Here is a 21,616-nt window from a genome sequence, read left to right on the forward strand (position 1 = left end):
AAGTGACCAGCAAGAACGCACGCCTCGCCACCGGCGGACGCATCGATCGCAGCATCGCTTGGCGCTTCACCGTGGACGGCCGGGAATTCACCGGCCACCCGGGTGACACCATCGCCTCCGCGCTGCTGGCCAACGGCCACATCAATGCAGGCAACTCCCTTTACGAGGACCGCCCCCGCGGCATCATGGCCGCCGGCGTGGAAGAGTCCAACGCCCTGGTGAAGATCGCTCCGCGCTTCCCCGGCCACGTTGCCGAATCCATGCTCCCTGCCACCGCGGTTTCGCTGGTGGACGGTATGAACATCGAACTCCTTTCCGGCCTGGGCAAACTTGACCCCAACGAGGACAAGGCCGAGTACGACAAGAAGTACGTCCACACGGATGTCCTGGTGGTCGGCGGCGGTATCGCCGGATTGGCAGCAGCCCGCGAGGCTGTCCGCACCGGCGCCCGCGTCATCCTGATCGACGACCAGCCCGAACTCGGGGGCTCGCTGCTCTCCGGTTCCACCACGCCAGAGCTTGCCGAGCAGATCGAAGGCAAGCCGGCCCTCGAATGGGTTGCCGATGTTGAAGCTGAACTGGTTTCGGCAGCAGAGTGCACGGTGCTGAACCGCACCACCGCCTTCGGCTCCTACGACTCCAACTACTTCATCGCGGCCCAGAACCGCACGGACCACCTGAGCGTCCCGGCCGCATCAGGCGTCTCCCGCCAGCGTATTTGGCACATCCGTGCCAAGCAGGTTGTCCTGGCCCCCGGTGCCCACGAGCGTCCGTTGGTCTTCGAGAACAACGACCGCCCCGGCATCATGCTCGCCTCTGCTGCCCGCACCTACCTGAACCGCTACGCTGTGGCCGCCGGTTCGCGCGTCGTCATCAGCACCACCAACGACTCCGCTTACGCACTCGCCGCGGACCTGAAGGCAGCAGGCGTGGCGGTTGCCGCCGTCGTCGACGCCCGTCCGCAGATCAGCGCGAAAGCAGCCGCCGCCGTCGAGTCCGGTATCCGGGTCCTCATCGGCAGCGCCGTGGCCGACACGTCCGCGGATGAGAACGGCCGCCTGAACGGCGTCACCGTCCGGAGCATCAACGACGACGGCGAACTCACCTCGGGCGTCGAACAGTTGGCTGCCGATCTGCTCGCCGTTTCCGGCGGCTGGAGCCCGGTGGTCCACCTCCACAGCCAGCGCCAGGGCAAGCTGCGCTGGGACGACGAACTTGCCGCCTTCATCCCCGCAGCCCCGGTCCGTGACCAGCAGGTTGTCGGCGCAGGACGTGGCAGCTACGAATTGCAGGATTGCCTGGCTGAAGGAATCTCGGCCGGAGCAGCAGCATCCATTGCCGCCGGTTTCGAATCCGCAACCACCCCGGTGGAACTGCAGGCCCCTGTGGCAAGCGCACCGAGCCGCCAGCTGTGGCTGGTTCCCGGCCAGTCCGGTGAGCCCGGCGAATGGCACCACCACTTCGTCGATTTCCAGCGCGACCAGTCCGTGGCGGACGTCCTCCGCTCCACCGGTGCCGGCATGCGCTCGGTGGAGCACGTGAAGCGGTACACGTCCATCAGCACCGCCAACGATCAGGGCAAGACCTCCGGCGTCAACGCAATCGGCGTCATCGCCGCCGCGTTGAAGTTCGGCGGCGCGGAGAGCGTTCCGGGAGTCGGCGAAATCGGCACCACCGCCTATCGTGCGCCGTTCACGCCCGTGGCTTTCGCAGCCCTGGCCGGACGCCAGCGCGGCGAGCTCTTCGACCCCGCCCGGGTCACGTCCATCCACCCCTGGCACGTTGCCCAGGGCGCCCTGTTCGAAGACGTTGGACAGTGGAAGCGCCCCTGGTACTACCCGCAGGGCAGTGAAGACATGGATACGGCAGTCTTGCGCGAATGCGCGGCGGTCCGCGATTCCGTGGGGTTCATGGACGCCACCACGCTGGGCAAGATCGAGATCCGCGGCAAGGACGCGGGCGAATTCCTGAACCGCGTCTACACCAACGCGTTCAAGAAGCTGGCCCCGGGTTCGGCCCGCTACGGCGTCATGTGCACCCTCGACGGCATGATCTTCGATGACGGCGTGACCCTCCGCCTGGACGATGACCGCTACTTCATGACCACCACCACGGGCGGCGCAGCGAAGGTCCTCGACTGGCTGGAGGAATGGCACCAGACTGAATGGCCGGACCTTGACGTTGTTTTCACCTCCGTCACGGAGCAGTGGAGCACCATCGCCGTCGTCGGCCCGAAGTCCCGCGCCGTGCTCGCCAAGGTTGCACCGCAGCTGGCCGCGGATGGCGGCCTCGATGCTGAGGCCTTCCCGTTCATGACCTTCCGCGAGACCACGCTGGCCTCAGGAGTGCAGGCACGCGTTTGCCGCATCTCCTTCTCCGGCGAACTGGCCTACGAAATCAACGTGCCCTCCTGGTACGGACTCAACACCTGGGAAGCAGTCGCTGCCGCAGGTGCAGAGTTCAACATCACCCCGTACGGCACCGAAACCATGCACGTGCTCCGCGCCGAGAAGGGCTACCCGATCGTCGGGCAGGACACCGACGGCACGGTCACCCCGCAGGACGCCGGCATGGACTGGATCGTTTCCAAGGCCAAGGACTTCATCGGCAAGCGTTCCTACCTCCGGGAAGACGCCAGCCGCGAGGACCGCAAACACCTGGTGAGCGTCCTCCCTGTGGACCACGCGCTGCGGTTGCCCGAAGGCACGCAGCTGGTGGAGAAGGGCATCCCGGTCAACCCGGCAAACGGACCTGTCCCCATGGAAGGCTTCGTGACGTCCAGCTACCATAGCGCCGCCCTGGGCCGCTCCTTCGCCCTGGCGCTCATCCAGAACGGCCGCAACCGCATCGGCGAGACCCTCGTGGCCTCGCTGGGAGACCAATTGGTGGACGTGGTTGTTAGCGAAACCGTACTTTTCGATGCTGAAGGGACCCGCAAAGATGGCTGAAACAGCAACACCATCAGAAACCGTCAACCGCGTACGGGGCGCCCGCCGCAGCCCCGCCGAGCACTTGGCTGACGCCTTCACCTCCGGCTCCGTGCCGGGCACGGTGACGCTCACCGAAATCCCGTACCAGGCCATGGTGGGGATCCGGGTTGACCGGACGTCCGACGCCGGTGCCCGCGTTGCGTCCGTGACCGGCGGCTTGCCCGCCGCTTGCGGTGAGGTGACGGTCGCCGCCGTTGCGGACAAGGGTTCCGTCAACACCTTGTGGCTCGGGCCCACCGAGTTCCTGGTGGTCGCACCGGAAGAAGCCCACGACTCCCTCGGCGGCTCCCTGGTCAGCGACCTGACCACGGCCCTGGGAAGCGACGCCGGCCAGGTGGTGGATCTGTCCGCCAACCGCACCACGTTTGAGCTCACCGGCAGCCATGCCCGCGCAGTGCTGGAGAAGACGTGCTCGCTGGACCTGCACCCCCGGGTGTTCAAGGCCGGCACGGCTGTCTCCACCGAGCTTGCCCACATTCCGGTGATGCTCTGGAAGACCTCGGATGAGAGCTACCGGATCTTTCCCCGGGCGTCCTTTGCCGATTTCCTGGGACGTTGGCTCCTGGATGCCATGCGTGAATACGCTTCTCCTGAGGTCCCGTAATGGCACTGAGTGTGCTTGATCTGTTTTCTGTGGGCATCGGGCCGTCATCGTCACACACGGTGGGCCCGATGCGTGCGGCGAAGCAGTTCACGGATGGTCTTGAATCATCCGGCCAGCTCCCGGCCACGGTGCGCGTCCAAGCTGAGCTTTTCGGCTCCCTGGGCGCCACCGGCCGGGGCCACGGTTCCGACAAGGCCGTGGTGCTTGGGCTGCAAGGCCACTCCCCCGAAACTGTGGACACTGCCACGGCTGACGACCAGGTTGCCGCCGCCGCGCTCGACGCCGAACTGCGCCTGGGCGGGAACCACCGGGTGGATTTCAACTGGGACGAGGACGTGGTCCTGCACCGCCGTAAGTCGCTTCCGGCCCACCCCAACGGCATGACGTTCCGCGCACTTGACCACACCGGGGCAGTGTTGCGTGAGCGCAGCTACTACTCCATCGGCGGCGGCTTCGTGGTGGACGGGGACGCCTCCGGGGCCGACAAAGTCGTAGCGGACGACACCGTGCTTCCGTACCCCTTCACCACCGCTGATGAACTGCTGGCCATCTGCGTGCGCGAAGGCAAGTCCATCTCCGACATCATGCTGGCCAACGAGCTCGTGTGGCGCTCAGAGGAAGAACTCCGCGACAAGCTGCTGGGAATCTGGGCCGTCATGCAGGAATGCGTGGACAACGGCTGCTCCGCCGAGGGCATCCTGCCTGGAGGCTTGAAGGTCAGGCGACGGGCGCCGTCGTTGTTCAAGACGCTCGCGGCCACCGACGCCGCAAACAAGGCCGACGGGGCTGCATCCAATCCCTCGGACCCCCTCCTCGCCATGGAATGGGTGAACCTGTTCGCCCTGGCCGTGAATGAGGAGAACGCCGCGGGCGGCAGGATTGTCACCGCCCCCACCAACGGCGCGGCCGGCATTGTGCCTGCGGTGCTGCACTATTACACAAAGTTTGTTCCGGGAGCGAACGACGACGGTGTCGTGCGCTTCCTGCTCGCGGCGGCCGCCGTCGGGATCCTGTTCAAAATCAACGCATCCATTTCCGGCGCCGAAGTGGGCTGCCAAGGCGAGGTGGGTTCTGCCTGCTCCATGGCTGCTGCCGGGCTCTGCGAAGTCCTCGGCGGAACACCGGAGCAGGTTGAAAACGCCGCTGAAGTGGGCATTGAGCACAACCTGGGCCTCACCTGCGACCCCGTGGGCGGACTGGTGCAGATCCCCTGCATCGAACGCAACGCGATTGCCAGCGTCAAGGCAATCAACGCCGCCCGCCTTGCCCTGCATGGCGACGGCAGCCACAAGGTATCGCTGGACAAGGCCATCAAGACCATGCGCGAGACAGGCGCGGACATGAAATCCAAGTACAAAGAGACCTCCCGTGGAGGCCTCGCCGTCAACGTAGTGGAGTGCTGACCATGACTGCCATCCAAACCGAAACCGCCGCTGTTTCTTCCGAGACCACCGTTGAACACGTCCTCACCTTGGACTGCCCCGAAGGACCCGGGATCGTCCACGCGGTATCAAGCTTCCTGCTGGAAAATGGCTGCGACATCATCGACAACAAGCAGTTCGGTGATCGCGCCGAGGGCCACTTCTTCATGCGGGTGCACTTCGCATCCTCCGGAGACGAGTCCACGCTGGACACCCTGCGTACCGCTTTCTGCCCGGTGGGAGAAAAATACTCCATGAACTGGCAGCTTGAGCGCCAGGGTTCCAAGCGCCGGGTTTTGATCATGGTCTCCAAATTCGGGCACTGCCTGAACGACCTCCTGTTCAGGGCGCGGATCGGTGAGCTGCCCATCGACGTGGTGGGCGTTGTTTCAAACCACACCGACCACCAGGGTCTGGCCGAGTGGCACGGAATCCCGTTCTTCCACGTTCCGGTCACGGCCGCCACCAAGCCCGCTGCCGAGGGGCGCCTGCTGGAAATCATCGACGAACTCGACGTGGAACTCATTGTGCTGGCCCGCTACATGCAGGTCCTCAGCGACGACCTCGCCCGGAAGCTTGACGGCCGGGCGATCAACATCCACCACTCGTTCCTGCCGAGCTTCAAGGGCGCCAAGCCCTACCACCAGGCATACGCGCGTGGCGTGAAAACCGTGGGTGCCACCGCCCATTACGTGAACGGCGAGCTGGATGAAGGACCCATCATCGCCCAGCAGGTAGTGGAGGTGGACCACACGTTCGGGCCGGACGATCTCGTAGCCGCCGGTCGGGACACCGAATGCAAGGCCCTCAGCAACGCCGTTCGTTGGCACTGCGAAGGGCGGATCATCCTCAATGGGAACAGGACGATTGTGTTGAAGTAAGCCAAGCTGCGCCGAGATCGCGGGTCCGCTGCACGTTCGCCGTTCCGCAACGGCGAAGTGGTCAGTGGACCCGCGAATTGGTGTTTAAGGAGCTACAGCCGCTCCAACCGGGTAGCCAAATGCAACGCTGCAAGCCGCCCCGATCCCCGGGGATCTCCTCCGCACAGCTCAAAGATCCGCTGAAGACGGTGGTGCAAGGACTGCCGCTCCAGGTGCAATTCCCGGGCGGCCTGGGCCGTGTTGCAGCCCGTATCCAACCAGACAGCCAAGGTCCGCATCAGTTCGGACTTCTTCAGGCGGTCATGCTCGACGACGGCACCCAACTGCCGCTGCACAAACCCCTCGCGGGTGGCCGGGTCCAGGGATTCGCCAGCCAGGAGTTCAACGGCGAGGATGTCTGCATCCACCACTCCGCGTCCAGTCGTATCGAGGTCGAAGGCTCTCCGTGCTTCAGCCAATGACCACGGCGCTTCGGAAATACCCCTGCCCGTCGGGCCCACAGCCACCACGGACCCTGATGGCACGTCGAGTGCCCGCAGCGCTTCCAGCAACACCTGCCGGGTGGCACTCCCGCCCAGGGAGGCGAGCGCGATCAGCTCCGCGTTATTGGCGTAGCTCGCACTGTGCGGGACGCAGCCGCGGAGCAGCGCGTCAACGGCCGGACGCAGATGTCCCGCGCTGGTGGATCGAATCACGACGGCGGCCACTGCACCATCCACGGGGAAGCCTGACGCCGGTCCAAGCTGTTGCAGCTGCCACTCCTGGCTTCCGGAATTGATGGCCCGCATGAGCTCGATGCCTGCCAGTTCCTTCAATCCCGGAGGCATGCGCTGCAGCAGCGCCAGGCCAAGGATGTCCACGGACCGTTCGCCGGCCACGCGCGCGAGGCCGGCATCGCCGCCGTCGGGCATTTTCACCTCGAGCCGAGCGGCAAGGACGCCCCGCACCGGCACGTCCACCACGGTGACGCTGCCGTCGTCGTCGGACGAAAAGGTGCCGCCGGCCGCCCCGAGCGTGAGGCCCGACGGCGAGACCAGCCTGGCGCTGGCGCCTGTCCTTTCGGCCAACACAGCGAGGAGTTGATCGAGTCCGCCGCCGTGGGCAAGTTCGGCGGCCATGGCATGGCTTGCCTGGTCACCGCGCTGGAGGTGCTCTACGGATTCACTCACCAGCAGCGAATTGATTTCCTGCATCACGCCGACGAACGGGACTACCTGACGGAGCTCGATGACTGGCAATCCGGCAGCCTCGGCGACCTCCAACATGGCCGCAGGCACTTCGGGCAGGGCCGGACCCGTCTCGAGGGCCAGTGCAGCGACTCCCCGGGCCGCGAGGTCGCGGACATAGTCAGCCTGCCGTTCTGCCGTCACGCCGGCGAGCGCCTGCCCACCACTGAGGAGCAGTTCGCCGCCGCTGAGGAGCGGCGCGATGTCCAGGACCTCGCTGGAGTGCACCCATCGGACAGGCCGGGACAGCGCCTCCGGCACGTCATTGAGCAGCTTCGGTTCGGCAGATCTGAGGCTTTGGTACTCCAGAGCCGCGCCCAGCAGAATTGGCATGACACTCCGTACGGTTTGGGGTGATTTGTTTAGACACATCGTATCTTGTTGCTGTGATGTGGCGCACATACGCTGAAAGGGTCCCTTTCACACACGGAGGCTCTCCCCATGCAAGACAACCTCTCCCCTTCGCCTTCACCTTCAGCGCAGTCAGGGCCAGCAACGGCGCCGGCCCATGACAGCGAAGCCTGGCTCCAACCCATCCCCGAATCAGACCGCACCCGCAAGGTTTCCGGACAGTTCTGGATCTGGGCCGGCGCCAACCTTGCCCCTATCAACTGGGTGCTGGGTGCACTGGGCATCCATCTGGGCCTCGGCTTCGCAGACACCGTGATAGTCCTGGTCCTGGGAAACCTGATCGGCATGCTCTTATTCGGATGCTTCGTCCTCCTTGGACAAAAGACCGGCGCCACAGGAATGGTTCTGGCCCGGGCGGCTTTTGGCCGCCGTGGCAACTACCTGCCGGCAGCGATCCAGGCACTTCTGGTCATCGGGTGGTGCGCCGTCAACACCTGGATCATCCTGGACCTGGTCATGGCGCTCTTCGGAACCCTCGGCTGGGTGGATCCCAACGCACAGAACTACGCCTGGAAGATCGGCGTCGCCACGGCCATCATGGCCGCGCAGGTCGCCATCGCCTGGTTCGGCTACAAAGCCATCGCGGCCTTTGAGAAGTGGACGGTTCCGCCCACCATCATCATCCTGGCCGTGATGTCCGCCGTGGCCTGGTTCGGCATGAAGATCGACTGGGGCTACGCAGGACCGGCCGGCAACATCCTCGAAGGCTCAGAGCGGATCGCCGCCATGAGCGCAGTCATGACCGCCATCGGTATCGGCTGGGGCATCACCTGGTTCACCTACGCCGCCGACTACTCCCGCTTCGTCAGCACCTCGGTTCCCAAGCGCAAGCTCTACCTGGCCTCGGTCCTCGGCCAGTTCATCCCCGTAGTCTGGCTGGGCATCCTCGGCGCAAGCTTGGCCACCAACAGCGGCGAGATCGATCCCGGCAAGCTGATTGTCCAAAACTTCGGAGTCCTTGCCCTCCCCGTACTGCTCATGGTGCTGCACGGCCCCATCGCTACCAACATCCTGAACATCTACACCTTCTCCGTTGCCACCCAGGCCTTGGACATCAACATCAGCCGCCGCAAGCTGAACTTGTTCGTGGGCGTCTTCTCGCTCATCGCCGTCGTGTTCTTCATCTTCCAGGAGGACTTCGCAGCAGTGCTCGACGCCTGGCTGATCGGCCTGGTCGCCTGGGTTGCCGCTTGGGGCGGAGTCATGCTGGTGCACTACTTCTGGCTTGAGAAGCGCTGGCCGGCGAAGGTGGATCGGCTCTTCGACGGCGTCGGCACCCACCGGCTTCCCGTCATCAACTGGGCCGGAATCGTATCCCTCCTGGTGGGCATCTTCTCCACGTGGCTGTTCATGTACGGCCTGGTTCCCGCCATGCAGGGCCCCATCGCCGTCGCCTTGGGCGGTTGGGACCTTTCGTGGCTGGCCGGCGGGCTCACCAGCGCCGCTGCCTACGCGATCCTGGGCCCCCGCGCACACAAAAAGTACCTCCTCGCGGACTCGAACCACGTATCAGTGACACAGCCAGCCGCACCTTCAGTTCCCGAAAGGACCACAGCATGAACCAGCCCGCCTTCGCTGATGCGCTCCACCCGATCATGTGGCCCGAGGGCTTCCAGGCCGCGGCGTCCTTCACCTTCGACGTCGATGCCGAGTCCTGCACCATCGCCCATGACCCCTCCAGCACGCGGCGCATGTCCCTCATGAGCCACCAGTCTTATGGGCCAAAGATAGCTGTTCCCCGATTGCTGCAGATCCTGGATCGACAGGACATCCAAGGTACGTTCTTCATCCCGGGGTTCACGGCAGAGAGCTACCCTGACGTGGTGCGCAGGATCGCTGATGCCGGGCACGAAATCGCCCATCACGGCTATCTGCACGAACCAATGCAGGGCATTGATGCCGCCACCGAAGCCAGCTACCTGGATCGCGGCCTCGAGGCACTCGCCAACGTGGCCGGCATCCGTCCGGTGGGCTACCGGGCACCTTGGTGGGAGTTGAACTGGCAATCACCGGCCCTGCTCGCGGACCGTGGCTTCCTCTACGATTCAAGCCTGCTCGACGGCGACGCCCCCTACCGGATGGCCGTCGCCGAGGACGACCCGCGGGACATCGTGGAAATCCCCGTGGATTGGGCACTGGACGACTGGGAGCAATACGGTTTCTACCCTGGAGTCACAGGCAGTGGCGTCATTGAGAGCCCGGCCAAGGCACTTGAGATGTGGACCTTGGAGGCCGAGGCCCACCACTCCCAGGGCAGCTGCTTCGTCCTCACCAATCACCCGTTCATCTCCGGCCGGCCATCCCGCGCCGTGGCCTTGGAACGGCTGATCGAACGGGTCAAGGGCCTGGACGGCATGTGGGTCACCACCTTGGCCGAGATTGCCCGGCACACCAAGGACACAATCCGGGAAGTCCACTCGCACGCCCGGATCGATATCCCACTGTTCCCGGGCGCGGGAGCAACGTTCCGTCCGGCGGAAATCAAGGTGCCCACCGGAGTGCCCACCGGAGCGCCCGCCGGAGCGCCCACCCTCCGCTAAAAACATCGCCGAGTTGGCAAAAGATGACGATGTTGAAGCGGCGTCTTCAGGTGGCTAGTGCAACACCCCTGGAGTTGGAGGGGTGTCATGGTCAAGAAGTTGCCGTGGTCGGTTCGTGCGTGTGCGTATGAGCACTTGCTGGCGGGTGAGGACACGGGACGAAGTGCTGCCGCGGCTGGGGTGTCCCGGCAAGCGGTGTCGCATTGGGCGAAACTAGCGGGCATGGAACTTATCTCCGGCCCTGGTGGTGGCGTGCGTCTTCCGATGGCTTCGGAGGGGCTTTCGCGGGATAAGGAGCGAAGGTACCGGCGGCTGACTTTGGAGGACCGGGCTTATATCAAGGCCTGTCTGGGCTTGCCGGAGCCGCGTTCCATGCGACAGATCGCCAAGGAGTTGGGCGTGCATCCATCAACGGTGTCCCGGGAGATCCGCCGACACAGTATCGAGCATTGGGCCCGGCGCTATTACGACGCCGGGGTTGCCCAACACCGGGCACTGGTCCGCCGTAGACGGAACCGGCCCGTGAAGCTCTCTGCGGGAACGGCGGTGTGGAAGGAGGTCGTGGCACGCTTGAACCAGCGTTTCTCACCTCAACAGAGCGCTGCGGACCTGAAGAAGACGTTCCCCGAGCAGCCGGAGATGCACGTGTCCCACGAGTCAATTTACCAAGCCCTTTACGTGCAGGGCCGGGGTGCCTTGCGGCATGAACTTGCCGTGGAGAAGGCCCTACGTTCGGGCCGGACCGGTCGTAAGCCCCAATCAAAGCTGCCTGCCAGGAACGTAAGGCCCTGGCTTGAAGGGGCCCGGCTGAGCGACCGGCCCGCCGAAGTCCAGGACCGGGCCGTGCCCGGCCATTGGGAAGGTGATTTGGTCGTGGGTCCCGGTAACTCCGGGATCGTCACCTTGGTCGAGCGCTCCTCACGGTTCACTTTGCTGGGCCGGCTGCCGGGAGCCAGGGACAGCGCGACGGTCATCGAGGTCATGCAGAAAATGATCCACACCCTGCCCCAGGCGATCCTTAAAACGATCACCTGGGACCAAGGCACGGAAATGGCTCAACACGCCAAGTTCACAGTAGCGACCGGCTGCCAGCTGTTCTTCTGTGACCCGCACTCACCCTGGCAACGCGGCACGAACGAGAACACCAACGGACTGGTCCGCGATATCCACCCCAAAGGCACGAACTTCAACCAGGTCAGCGACGAAGAACTCGCCCACACCCAGCACCTGCTCAACATCCGACCGCGTCAAACACTCCAATGGGACACCCCAACTGAAAGACTGACCAAACTAATCGATGGTGTTGCACTAGCAAGCTGAAACCGCCTGCCTGGAACTGTCACCTAATGCCAACTCGGCGGCGGCTTTTAACCGTTGACGGCGTTGATCCACACTCCGATGATCCACGTGCTCGCGGCTGCACAGGCGAGGCCGAATTCCACCAGGATGCCGATCCCCGTTGCTTTGAGCGCCGCCCCGCTGGAGCGAACAGCGGCCTGGAAGTTGCGGGTCCTCTGGACCTCGCTGAGGAGAAGGCCTACCGCGAAGCCCACAAAGAGGCCCACCACGGGAATGACGAACATGCCCACGACACCCAGGACAACCCCGATCAATACCGACCTGCTCGGAATGCCGTGTTGTTTCAGTTTGCGCCCCGTGAGCACGGCACTGGCTGCCATCCCGGCAACCACAAAGACCATCCCGACGGCGAAAATCACCCAGCCAACCGGACCCGCACCACCCCAGATGGCCCACGCCAGCAGGCTCGCGCCGATGAGGATGCTGCCGGGCAGAACAGGAATGATGGTGCCGGCCACGCCGACTGCGATGGCCAGGCCGCACAGGATGGTCACGATGAGTTCGGCGTTCATGGCCCAAGTCTATGGGCCGCTGATCCATGCGCCTTTAACGACAACGACGGCGACGCTCCCTGGCGCGGGAGGCGTCGCCGTCGTCGGTCTTGCGTCAGTGGCCGCTACTCGGTGACGGCTGCGGCAACTGCCGCGGTGACTGCCGGTGCCACGCGGGCGTCCAGCGGGCTCGGCACGATGTAATCCGCGGAGAGGTCCTCGGCTGCCAACTCAGCGATGGCGTTCGCAGCGGCGATCTTCATGGCGGGGGTGATCCGGCGGGCCTTGGCATCAAGTGCGCCGCGGAAGATGCCGGGGAATGCCAGGACGTTGTTGATCTGGTTCGGGAAGTCGCTGCGGCCCGTGGCAACAACGGCCGCGTACTTCCGGGCAACCTCGGGCAGGACTTCCGGATCCGGGTTGGACAGTGCGAAGACGATCGACTGGTCGTTCATCAGCTTCAGGTGCTCTTCGTCCAGCTTGGAGGAGGAAACGCCCACGAACACATCGGCGCCCGTCAGTCCCTCGCCGGGACCGCCGCTGATACCGCGGGGGTTGGTGCGCTGGGCCATGCGGGCCTTGACGCTGCCGGGATCGGCCACGAGGTCGGCACGGTCGGCGTTGACTACACCCTTGGAGTCGAGCAGGATCACGTCCTCGATGCCGACAGCAAGGAGGATCTCGGCGATGGCGATGCCTGCGGCACCTGCACCGGAGACAACAACCTTCAGGCCCTTGAGCTCGCGCTGGGTCACCTTGGCTGCGTTGGTCAGGGCTGCGAGGACCACGACGGCGGTGCCGTGCTGGTCATCGTGCATGACGGGGCAGTCGAGGGCTTCGATGAGTCGCTCTTCGAGTTCGAAGCAGCGCGGAGCGGAAATGTCCTCGAGGTTCACGGCGCCGAAGCTGGGGCGGAGACGGACCAAGGTCTCAATGATTTCGTCGACATTGGTGGTGTTGAGTACCAAAGGGATGGAGTCGAGGTCGCCGAAGGACTTGAAGAGGGCGGACTTGCCCTCCATCACCGGCAGCGAGGCGCTGGGGCCGATGTTGCCAAGGCCCAGCACTGCGGTGCCGTCGCTGACCACGACAACCAGGCGCTCGGCCCAGGTGTGGGTGCGGGCAAGCTTGGGGTCCTCGTGGATTGCGCGGCTCACCTGGGCCACGCCGGGGGTGTAAGCGATGGAGAGGTCACGCTTGTTGTTCAGCGGAACGGTGCTGGAAATCGTCAGCTTTCCGCCTTCGTGGGCTGCGAAGATCTCTTCTTCGGTCAGTACCAGGGCGTCGTTGTCAGTTGCAATTGTCTCGATGGACACGTCTTTGTCTCCTCAGGCTAGCCGTGGACCCACGGCATGATTCGGGCAGGAACAGAACTGCTGTGGCGGACCAAGGGTGGCTGGTCCGGCGTTGCTTCTGCAGATAGGGGGCTGCTAGCCGCTTCGGTAGTTCCAGCCTAGGTAAGCGTTGAGGGTACAAGATTCAATACCAAGAGAGACGATTCGAGAGTAAAACGTTCAACCTAGCCAAAATGTGACCCACTACATACAAAAAAGCGCATTCTGACCGCCGCCCGGTCTAGACCACCGGAGGCTGTTGTCATTCGCCGCCGACTTTGCTTGGCCTTTCGGCCGTGGCTATTCGCCGGTCATGAGTGAGCAGGCGCGCTTAAGGTCCTTCTCCGCCTCAAAGAGGGACAACCTCCGGCAACGTACGGCCTGGACCAGGCCGCTGACCAGGTGCAGGAGAATCCTGGCCTTCACAGTGTCCTTGCCCGCATCCTTGCTGAGCGAACCCACCACCTCTTCCGAGAGGGCATCGATCTCCCGCAACAACTGCGCAGTGTCGTCATCCTTGCCCGCCGGGCGGATCAGGCAGTGCTCCACACCAGGTTGCATCACCCGGAGATGGAAGATTTCCATCATCAAACCCGCGAGTGCGTGACCCTTGGCGCCGCGCTGGTGGACGCCCTCCATTAGCTCCCTGAGCTGCTGCCTATAGACGGCGAGCATGAGGTGGGAGGTGGAGGGGAAATAGCGGTAAAGGGTTCCAAGCGGGACATCGGCGCGGGCAGCAACGTCGGAGAGGCTCAAGGTATCGAACTGACGCTGGGCGAACCCTGCGGCCGTTTTCAGGATGCGGGCATAGCGCAACTGCTGCCGCGGGGTGGTGGGCGCGGCAGCCATACGGGGAAGCCCCGTGGTCAGGTCAAGGGAGTACGGTTCCAGTGAGTTGGTTACGGGCATTTCCGGCGATCTCTTGGCAGGCTGACAAGGAGGCGGCCGGCCGGCGCGAAGACCACCGGCTGGCCGATCGCATCAATGATACGGGAGCTTCTTGACCGTTCCCTGAGAGTCCCCCGGAGTCCCGGCGGCCGCCGCTCCCGGAAATAGCGGGCCGCCCGCATACACTTTCATGCAGACTTGAAACCCGCAGGAGGAAACGCATGGGGACAATACGACGCCGGATGGCAGCGGCGCTGCTGACCGCCACAATGGCGGCCATGGCACTTGGTTCCCTACCGGCGTCGGGAGCGCCCAGCAACGGACCCGATCCCCTGCTCAACGGTCAAGCCTTCGTGGGCAAACAGCTGACCGCAGATATCGGCCCCTACACCTTCTACGGCTGCGGTGGCGGCAAAGGCCCCGACTACTCGATCTACTGGACCCGGGACGGATTCCTGGTGGCCGGGGAGACGACGTCGAGCTACAACCTGGAGGCGGACGACACCGGCTCCAGGATGGCCGTGCACGTTACTGCCAGCAAGACCGCTTGCGGTGGAGAATCCCTGCACAGCGCCGAGACCAGGCCTGTCGGCGCCGTGAACCGCGCGGCAGGGTTCACCGGCAGGAGCTTCGAGCTGCTTGCCAGGGCCTCTGACGGATCGCTGCTTCTGTACGGCCGCAACGGCGCAGGGTGGGATGCTGCACGGACCGTGGGCTACGGCTTCAACATCTTCAACCTGGCTTTCTCCCCTGGGGACTTCGACGGCGACGGCAAGAGCGACATGATCGTCCGTGATTCCGTGGGCGGCCTCTACCTCTTCAGCGGTGACGGGGCCGGCGGCTGGAAACCGGCACGTGCCATCGGCAACGGCTGGAACATTTTCGACTCCATCATCGGCCCGGGCGATTTCAACGGTGACGGCAACAACGACGTCCTTGCCAGGGAGCCTGGCGGCGCCCTCTATCTGTACCCCGGCAATGGCGCGGGAGGCTGGCTGCCGCGCACCGCCGTCGGGACCGGCTGGAACGTGATGAACGCTTTGGTGACGCCGGGAGACTTCAACGGCGACGGCAATGTGGATCTGCTGGCGCGCGACAGCAACGGATACCTGTTCGTCTACACGGGCAATGGCGCAGGCGGATGGTCGCGCTCATGGATGATCGGCGTTGGCTGGAACGCACTCAAGTACGTTGGCGCTGCCGGCGACTTCAACGGCGACGGGCTCCCCGACGTCTACGGCGTGGACCAGCAGGGCCGCCTGCTGACGTACTACAGCGACGGTCGCGCGGGCTGGAAAGGTTCCGAGGCCGTGGGCGCAGGCTTTGGATGGTTCACAGCAATCTTCTAAAAACCCGGACGCTGTACCATTAACTTCATAAAGTCTGGGGAGGACACAATGTACGCTCCATCACGCCTGGGGTCTGGCGTGCGTCGAGCGGTTGCCGCAACAGTGGCTGCGATCGTCGCTGCCGTGATTGTTGGGCCCGCACCCGCCATGGCCACCATGGATCCTGAACCGCCGGTCATCACCGGTGCGCCCTATGTCGGTTCCACGCTCACCGTCACATGGGATCCCTACGCCTACAAGGGGTGCGGCGCAGGAGCCGGGCCGGACACCCGCATCTACTGGACCAGGGACGGCGAAGTCGCCACAGACCACCCCACCTGGCCCAACTACGTACTGGGCGAAGAGGACCGCGGTAAAACCATCGCCGCGCACCTCGTGGCCGCCTACCCGTGCGAGGACATGGAGGTAGCGAGCGAGGAGACCGCACCGATCTCGGCCTCCAACCGACCCAACGGCTTCACAAGCCGCGGTGCCTTCGAGCTGCTCGCCCGACGCTCCGACGGCGCCCTTCTCATGTACCCGCGGACCAACAACACCTGGGAACCCGCACGAACCGTAGGCATGGGATGGAACATCTTCCCCACCGTGTTGTCTCCGGGTGACTTCGATGGCGATGGCAACAACGACGTCCTGGGCCGGGACTCGTCAGGTGGCCTCTACCTCTACAGCGGCAATGGTTCAGGCGGCTGGAACGGTCCCCGCAAAGTAGGGACGGGGTGGAATATCTTCACCTCCCTCGTAGCTCCAGGCGATTTCAACAGCGATGGCAACAACGACATCATGGCCCGCGACGCCAACGGCGTCCTCTACCTCTACCCCGGCGACGGACACGGCGGCTGGCTGCCACGAACCGTAATCGGCCAGGGTTGGAACGCGTTGGATGCACTCATCACTCCTGGCGACTTCGACGGCGACACCAACGTGGACGTCCTGGGCCGCGACTCCGCCGGGAACCTCAGGCTCTACAGCGGGAACGGCGCGGGTGGCTGGAGCGGCACGGCAGTGGTCGGCTGGGGTTGGGGCGGCATGAGCAAGATCGGCAGCGCAGGCGATATCAACGCCGACGGAAAGCTGGACGTCTTCGCCGTCGACAGTTCCGGTCAATTGCGTGCCTACTACGGCAACGGCGCCGCCGGATGGACCGGAAGCGCTGTGGTCGGCTGGGGTTGGGGCGGGTTCACCGACCTGTTCTAGTTTCACTTCGTTGAGGGCCCCGTTCGCAGATATCCGGACGGGGCCTTCGTCATAAACGGGGCCCTCTATCCCGGCGCCGCTGCAGGCGGTAGTGTCATCCCAATTGATCTCTTTCGGCCGTCTCCGTGCCGCCTTATTTTCTTGGGGGAATCCTTGGGCTTCAAACCTGCCCTGCGCGCGCCTGCGCGCCGCAGTCCTCGACGACTGCTCACGCTTCTCACTGTTCCACTGGTTGCCGCTGGGCTGCTTGCCTCGGCGCTGCCTGCATCCGCAGCAACAGCGACCTCCGAAACCGCCGCCATTCAAACAATCTCCGGCCTCGAAACGGCGGATGCCATGCCGATCGAAGCGGCACCCCGCTCCAAGGGCTTCGACGGCGACGGCACCTTCGATCTGTTCGCCCGCGACGCCGCTGGCCGGCTCCTGCTCTATCCCACCGACGGCCGAGGCAATTGGCAGGCTCCGCGTGTCATCGGCAATGGCTGGCACATCTACAACCTGCTCGTGTCACCGGGTGACTTCGACGGCGACGGAACTGTGGACGTCATGGGCCGCGACGGCTACGGACGGCTCTTCCTCTACCAAGGCAATGGTGCCGGAGCCTGGAAGCAGGCCTTCCAGATCGGTCAAGGCTGGCAGGTCTTCGTCAACCTCATCGCACCCGGCGACCTAAACGGCGACGGCACCAATGACATCCTCGCCCAGGATGCAGCAGGCAACGTGTTCCTCTACCCGGGGAACGGGCGAGGCGGCTGGCTCTCACCAAGCAAGGTCAGTTCCGCCTGGGAGGGCTTGGACTCTGCCGGTGCGGGGCATTTCTATGGCACACCTGAGGCTGTGGTCCTGAGCCGCAACAGGTTTGGGGACCTGCAGGTCCGTTCCTCTTCGCGCAACGGACTCTTCTTTGAATACGGACACCCCAGCGGCTACGACGGAGTCATTGGGCGGGGTTGGGAGGCGCTCAGTCGTTTTGGGGTTGCCGGTGACTTCAACGGCGATGGCTACAACGATGTTTACGGCATCAGCCCCAATGGTCAGCTGACGATGTACCTCGCTGATCCTTCTGGCTTCAGCTCCCGGGGCATCTACGGTTTCAAGTGGAAAGGCCAACCAGTAGTCGGCAGCGGCTGGAACGTCATGAACTACGTCTTTTAGGAGCTGTTCGACTTCCTGGGCTACGCCACGCTCTTGATCTTCACCACGAACACGGCACCCAAGAGCCCGATGACTGCGGCGGCTACGTACAGCGAGACGTAGCCGCCCAAGGAATCAACAAAGACGAAAGCGATCGCGGGAGCGATCACCTGGGGCAGCGAATTGGCGATGTTGATGACACCCAGGTCCCGGCCGCGATCCAAAGCCGTGGGCAGGACCTGGGTGATCAGCGCAAAGTCCACCGCAAGGTAGGCGCCGAAGCCGATTCCGAGGACAGCCGCTCCCGCGAGGCCGCCAATCCACGTCGGGGCGAAGGCCAGAATCAGTGACGCTGCAGCGATGATGACGGACGAAGCTATGACCAAGGGCTTCCGCTTTCCCATCCGATCGCTCAAGCGACCGCCCAGGATGCTGGTGATGATGACCATCACGGCGTACAGCCCGGTCAGGACCAGCACGCCGAACTCGGGCTCGATTCCCTCAGTTTCCTTGAGGCGGACAACGTCGCTTAGGAAGAAGAGCAGATACAGAGTCACCATGTGGTTGCCCGTGCTGACAAGCAGCCTGGTCAGCCAAGCCCAGGCGAAGTCCGGGTAGCGTTTCGGCGAAACCCAGAACCCCTTCGCGAACCGCCACAGGCTGAAGGGTGGCCGGTCCTGGGGCGGAAGGGGCTGGTCATCACTCTTGAAGAGATAAAGCACGACGCCGGCCAGCAGCGCTGCGGCGCACACCCAGTAACCTGCGGCGAAGTCTCCGGCGACCACGGCGGCGATCACGGCGCCCACGAGGATACCTACCGTCTGGCCCATGGCGGCCAAGCCGCCAACAGTTCCGCGCTGCGGCACGGGAACCCTGTCCGGGACGGCGGCGGTAATGGCCGAATACATGGCGTTGGCTCCCGCCTGCACCAGGCACCACAGCAAAGTCATCACAGCTACGTTGGGCGCGCCCGCCAGGGCAACAAGGGCAACGGCGCCGAGGATTGCTCCCATCAGAACCCAGGGAACCCGCCGCCCAAACCTGGATGTGGTCCGGTCGCTGAAGGCGCCGAACAGGGGATTCGCCACCATGGAAACTGCAGCACCGCAGCCGGTGACCAGGGCCAGGATGGCCTCCTTCTGGCCCTCGTCAAAGTGGGCAGCCTGCTGGCCCAGGAGAACCTGAAGGGGTCCGAAGAACGCTGCGTTGATGCCCAGGTTGACCAGTACCACGCCGGTGACCCAAACAGGGCGGACTGGTTTAACCGGTTCAGCCAGCGCCGTGGTGCCGCCACGGACGACAGCGGGGTCCGGTACCGGCCCCGGAAGGTCGGACAAACTCATGGCAGGTTCCCCTCATTTGAATGTGTGAATTCAGCCTAGCGTGGCGGAGTGACGCTGAACCGCCGTCGCGTCGTTTATTCACATAGCCCGAAATACGCACCCGAGCAGCCCGTGTGGCGCGTTAGTGTGGCCTCAAACCCACGGAGGAGAAGCACCATGAGCCAGCATGTAAATACGGCAGATCTCTACGACGAACGCGGTGAGGAACTCGAGTCCCTTGCTGTCCAGTTCCAGAACCTTGGACGCCACACGCATTTCAGCGGCCCCGTCCGTACTATCCGGTGCCATGAGGACAACGCGCTGGTGAAATCAGTCCTGGCCACGCCGGGCGACGGAGCAGTCCTGGTCGTCGATGGCCGAGGTTCGATGCGGACTGCCCTCATGGGCGACATGATCGCTGAAAGCGCCGTGGAAAACGGTTGGGCCGGAGTGATCATCTACGGAGCCATCCGCGACCGTGAAGCCATCGCCCGGCTCTCCCTGGGCGTCAAAGCCCTCGGAAGCAACCCCCGGAAGAGTGCCAAGACGGGGGCCGGCGAGGTCGATGTGGAACTCGTGATCGACGATGTCCGCATCCGTCCCGGGGTGATGATCTTCAGCGATCCGGACGGAATCCTCCTGGAACGCTGAGGTGAGCGGAGGAGACTTGAAGAGGGTCGGCCAAGAAATATTCTCCCGCTGGGAATGATCGGGGCGTTAGGATAGTTACTGAAAGCAACTATCCTGCTTAATCCCACTTTTCTGCCATCTCTGGAGAAGATATGTCCAATTCCACGCCCGTTCGGGCTGCTGGTGAGGTCCTGACCCATCGTCAGACGCTCACCGTCATGGTGGGACTCATGCTCGGCATGTTCCTGTCCTCGCTGGACCAGACCATCGTGTCCACGTCCATCTACACCATCGCCAACGACCTCGACGGTTTGTCCCTGCAGGCGTGGGCCACTACGGCGTACCTCATCACCTCCACGGTGAGCACCCCGCTGTACGGCAAACTCAGCGACATCTTTGGCCGCCGCCCGTTGTACCTCACGGCCATCCTGATCTTCCTCGCCGGCTCCCTGTACGCAGGTTCCGTCCACTCCATGACGGAGCTTGCCATCGCCCGTGGCATCCAAGGACTGGGCGCCGGCGGTCTCCTCGCGCTGGCCCTGACCATCATCGGCGACATCGTTGCCCTGAAGGACCGGGCCAAGTACCAGGGCTACTTCATGTCCGTTTTCGGCATCTCGTCTGTCCTTGGCCCTGTCATTGGCGGTGCCTTTGCCGGTTCAGCCAACATCCTGGGCTTCGACGGTTGGCGCTGGGTCTTCTTCATCAACCTCCCCATCGGCCTTGCCGCGCTGGTGGTGGTCTTCATGTACCTGCACCTGCCGGTCAGGCACGTGAAGCAGAAGATCGACTACTGGGGCGCAGCCGCCATCACCTTGGCGATTGTTCCGCTGCTCCTGGTAGCTGAGCAAGGCCGCACCTGGGGCTGGTCCTCCGCGGGATCATGGCTTTGCTACGGACTGGGCGTCATCGGCATCGTGGCGTTCCTCCTCGCCGAGAAGCGTGCCGGCGACTACGCGCTGATTCCGTTGCGTCTCTTCAAGAACACCACGTTCGGCTTGTCCTCGCTGTTGAACTTCATCATCGGTATCGGCATGTTCGGTGCCATCGCCATGCTGCCCATGTATTTGCAGCTGGTGAAGGGCCTTACTCCCACTGAGGCAGGCCTGATGATGATCACCTTCACCGTGGGCATCCTCTTCGGCTCCATCTCCGCCGGCCGCACCATCTCCAACTCCGGTGTATACCGGATCTTCCCGATCATGGGAACGGCAGTGCTTGCAGGCGCAGCAACGGTCATGGGGCTAGTCCTGGGCGTCGACACCGGCTTGTGGGTTCCCGGACTGATCGCAGTGTTCTTCGGCGTCGGACTCGGCTTCTGCATGCAACCGCTGACCCTTGCCATGCAGGTATCCGTCCCACCCAAGGACATGGGCGTTGGCACCTCCACGGCCGCGTTCTTCCGTTCCATGGGCGGCGCCGTCGGCACGGCAGTGTTCATCTCCATGCTGTTCAGCACGGCCGCGGACAAGATCGCAGACGGCATGAAAACAGCAGCATCCAGCCCCGACTACCAAGCTGTCATGCGGGACCCTGCCGTGGCCTCGGATCCTGCGAACGCCAAGCTGTTCGACTTCTTCAAGAACGGTGCCAACAACGATTCGTTGAACGACACCAGCTGGTTGCACTCGGCCAATAGCACGCTCACCCGGCCGATCACGGAGGGCTTTGCACAGGCAATTGACGTGGTCATGTTGACCGCTGCGGGCCTGATGATCATCGCTTTCCTGATCAGCTTCGCGCTGCCGAACAAGAAGCTCACGGATCCCAAGGCTGCCGCAAAGGATTCAGTTCCGGCCCACTAGTTCCCCGCGAAGCCAAGCAGCATACCGTCCGACGACG

Annotated in this window: 17 protein-coding genes; 12 read left to right on the plus strand and 5 right to left on the minus strand. The window is 63.9% G+C overall.

The features are described from left to right. The first annotated feature begins 2 nt into the window (after window positions 1-2). From JMY29_RS18545 to purU, 4 genes are read left to right on the plus strand one after another with little or no spacing between them, the layout of a single operon-like run. On the plus strand, window positions 3-2,948 hold the full coding sequence (locus tag JMY29_RS18545; protein ID WP_189076917.1) for a sarcosine oxidase subunit alpha family protein: 2,946 nt from the start codon (window positions 3-5) through the stop codon (window positions 2,946-2,948). After that, window positions 2,941-3,594, plus strand: coding sequence for a sarcosine oxidase subunit gamma (locus tag JMY29_RS18550; protein WP_018780321.1), 654 nt, complete (start codon window positions 2,941-2,943; stop codon window positions 3,592-3,594). Before JMY29_RS18545 ends, JMY29_RS18550 begins: the two co-directional genes overlap by 8 nt. Then, entirely contained in the window at window positions 3,594-4,997 is a 1,404-nt protein-coding gene (locus JMY29_RS18555; RefSeq protein ID WP_039243272.1) for an L-serine ammonia-lyase, read from the plus strand. Before JMY29_RS18550 ends, JMY29_RS18555 begins: the two co-directional genes overlap by 1 nt. Window positions 4,998-4,999: 2 nt before the next feature. Further along, window positions 5,000-5,896 carry a formyltetrahydrofolate deformylase gene (purU, locus tag JMY29_RS18560; RefSeq protein ID WP_026267513.1) on the plus strand — a complete coding sequence of 299 codons (897 nt, stop codon included), beginning with the start codon at window positions 5,000-5,002 and terminating at the stop codon, window positions 5,894-5,896. Between the two features lie 92 nt (window positions 5,897-5,988). Here purU and JMY29_RS18565 read toward each other — a convergent pair whose 3' ends face one another. Then, window positions 5,989-7,455, minus strand: coding sequence for a PucR family transcriptional regulator (locus tag JMY29_RS18565; RefSeq protein ID WP_189076916.1), 1,467 nt, complete (start codon window positions 7,453-7,455; stop codon window positions 5,989-5,991). Between the two features lie 108 nt (window positions 7,456-7,563). Between JMY29_RS18565 and JMY29_RS18570 the strand changes: the two genes are divergently transcribed. The 3 genes from JMY29_RS18570 (at window position 7,564) to JMY29_RS18580 (ending at window position 11,393) form a co-directional block, all read left to right on the plus strand. Further along, window positions 7,564-9,093 (plus strand): purine-cytosine permease family protein, encoded by a 1,530-nt coding sequence (locus tag JMY29_RS18570; protein ID WP_018780325.1) that lies wholly within the window; start codon window positions 7,564-7,566, stop codon window positions 9,091-9,093. Continuing rightward, complete coding sequence (locus tag JMY29_RS18575) at window positions 9,090-10,073, plus strand: polysaccharide deacetylase family protein (protein ID WP_189076915.1); 984 nt, start codon at window positions 9,090-9,092, stop codon at window positions 10,071-10,073. The genes JMY29_RS18570 and JMY29_RS18575 overlap by 4 nt, the downstream gene beginning before the upstream one ends. Before the next feature lie 87 nt (window positions 10,074-10,160). Beyond that, entirely contained in the window at window positions 10,161-11,393 is a 1,233-nt protein-coding gene (locus JMY29_RS18580; RefSeq protein WP_307807990.1) for an IS30 family transposase, read from the plus strand. Between the two features lie 47 nt (window positions 11,394-11,440). Here JMY29_RS18580 and JMY29_RS18585 read toward each other — a convergent pair whose 3' ends face one another. The 3 genes from JMY29_RS18585 to JMY29_RS18595 all read right to left on the minus strand — a co-directional run bounded on the left by JMY29_RS18585 (window position 11,441) and on the right by JMY29_RS18595 (window position 14,166). Continuing rightward, window positions 11,441-11,944: a DUF456 domain-containing protein gene (locus JMY29_RS18585; protein ID WP_018780169.1), complete on the minus strand. Its 504-nt coding sequence runs from the start codon at window positions 11,942-11,944 to the stop codon at window positions 11,441-11,443. A gap of 104 nt (window positions 11,945-12,048) precedes the next feature. Further along, a complete protein-coding gene (locus JMY29_RS18590; protein WP_039243276.1) occupies window positions 12,049-13,239 on the minus strand; it encodes an NAD(P)-dependent malic enzyme in 1,191 nt (396 codons plus the stop codon). A 318-nt stretch (window positions 13,240-13,557) separates the two neighbouring features. Next, the gene (locus tag JMY29_RS18595) at window positions 13,558-14,166 is read right to left on the minus strand and encodes a TetR/AcrR family transcriptional regulator (RefSeq protein WP_018780171.1); all 609 of its coding nucleotides are present in this window, start codon (window positions 14,164-14,166) and stop codon (window positions 13,558-13,560) included. 200 nt (window positions 14,167-14,366) lie between these two features. Between JMY29_RS18595 and JMY29_RS18600 the strand changes: the two genes are divergently transcribed. From JMY29_RS18600 to JMY29_RS18610, 3 genes are all read left to right on the plus strand, one after another. Further along, window positions 14,367-15,494 (plus strand): FG-GAP repeat domain-containing protein, encoded by a 1,128-nt coding sequence (locus JMY29_RS18600; protein ID WP_229778726.1) that lies wholly within the window; start codon window positions 14,367-14,369, stop codon window positions 15,492-15,494. 48 nt (window positions 15,495-15,542) lie between these two features. After that, window positions 15,543-16,688, plus strand: coding sequence for an FG-GAP repeat domain-containing protein (locus tag JMY29_RS18605; protein WP_189076913.1), 1,146 nt, complete (start codon window positions 15,543-15,545; stop codon window positions 16,686-16,688). Between the two features lie 153 nt (window positions 16,689-16,841). Then, window positions 16,842-17,843, plus strand: coding sequence for an FG-GAP repeat domain-containing protein (locus JMY29_RS18610; RefSeq protein ID WP_229778725.1), 1,002 nt, complete (start codon window positions 16,842-16,844; stop codon window positions 17,841-17,843). Between the two features lie 20 nt (window positions 17,844-17,863). Here the strand turns inward: JMY29_RS18610 and JMY29_RS18615 are convergent, their stop codons facing one another. Further along, the gene (locus JMY29_RS18615; RefSeq protein WP_189076911.1) at window positions 17,864-19,165 is read right to left on the minus strand and encodes an MFS transporter; all 1,302 of its coding nucleotides are present in this window, start codon (window positions 19,163-19,165) and stop codon (window positions 17,864-17,866) included. A 156-nt stretch (window positions 19,166-19,321) separates the two neighbouring features. Here JMY29_RS18615 and rraA point away from each other — a divergent pair, with 156 nt between their 5' ends. Both rraA and JMY29_RS18625 read left to right on the plus strand, forming a co-directional pair. Next, window positions 19,322-19,795, plus strand: coding sequence for a ribonuclease E activity regulator RraA (gene rraA, locus JMY29_RS18620; RefSeq protein WP_189076910.1), 474 nt, complete (start codon window positions 19,322-19,324; stop codon window positions 19,793-19,795). Between the two features lie 131 nt (window positions 19,796-19,926). Then, the gene (locus tag JMY29_RS18625; protein WP_018780177.1) at window positions 19,927-21,579 is read left to right on the plus strand and encodes an MDR family MFS transporter; all 1,653 of its coding nucleotides are present in this window, start codon (window positions 19,927-19,929) and stop codon (window positions 21,577-21,579) included. Window positions 21,580-21,616 lie beyond the last annotated feature (37 nt).

Source organism: Paenarthrobacter nicotinovorans, from assembly GCF_021919345.1.
Taxonomy (GTDB): Bacteria; Actinomycetota; Actinomycetes; order Actinomycetales; family Micrococcaceae; genus Arthrobacter; species Arthrobacter nicotinovorans.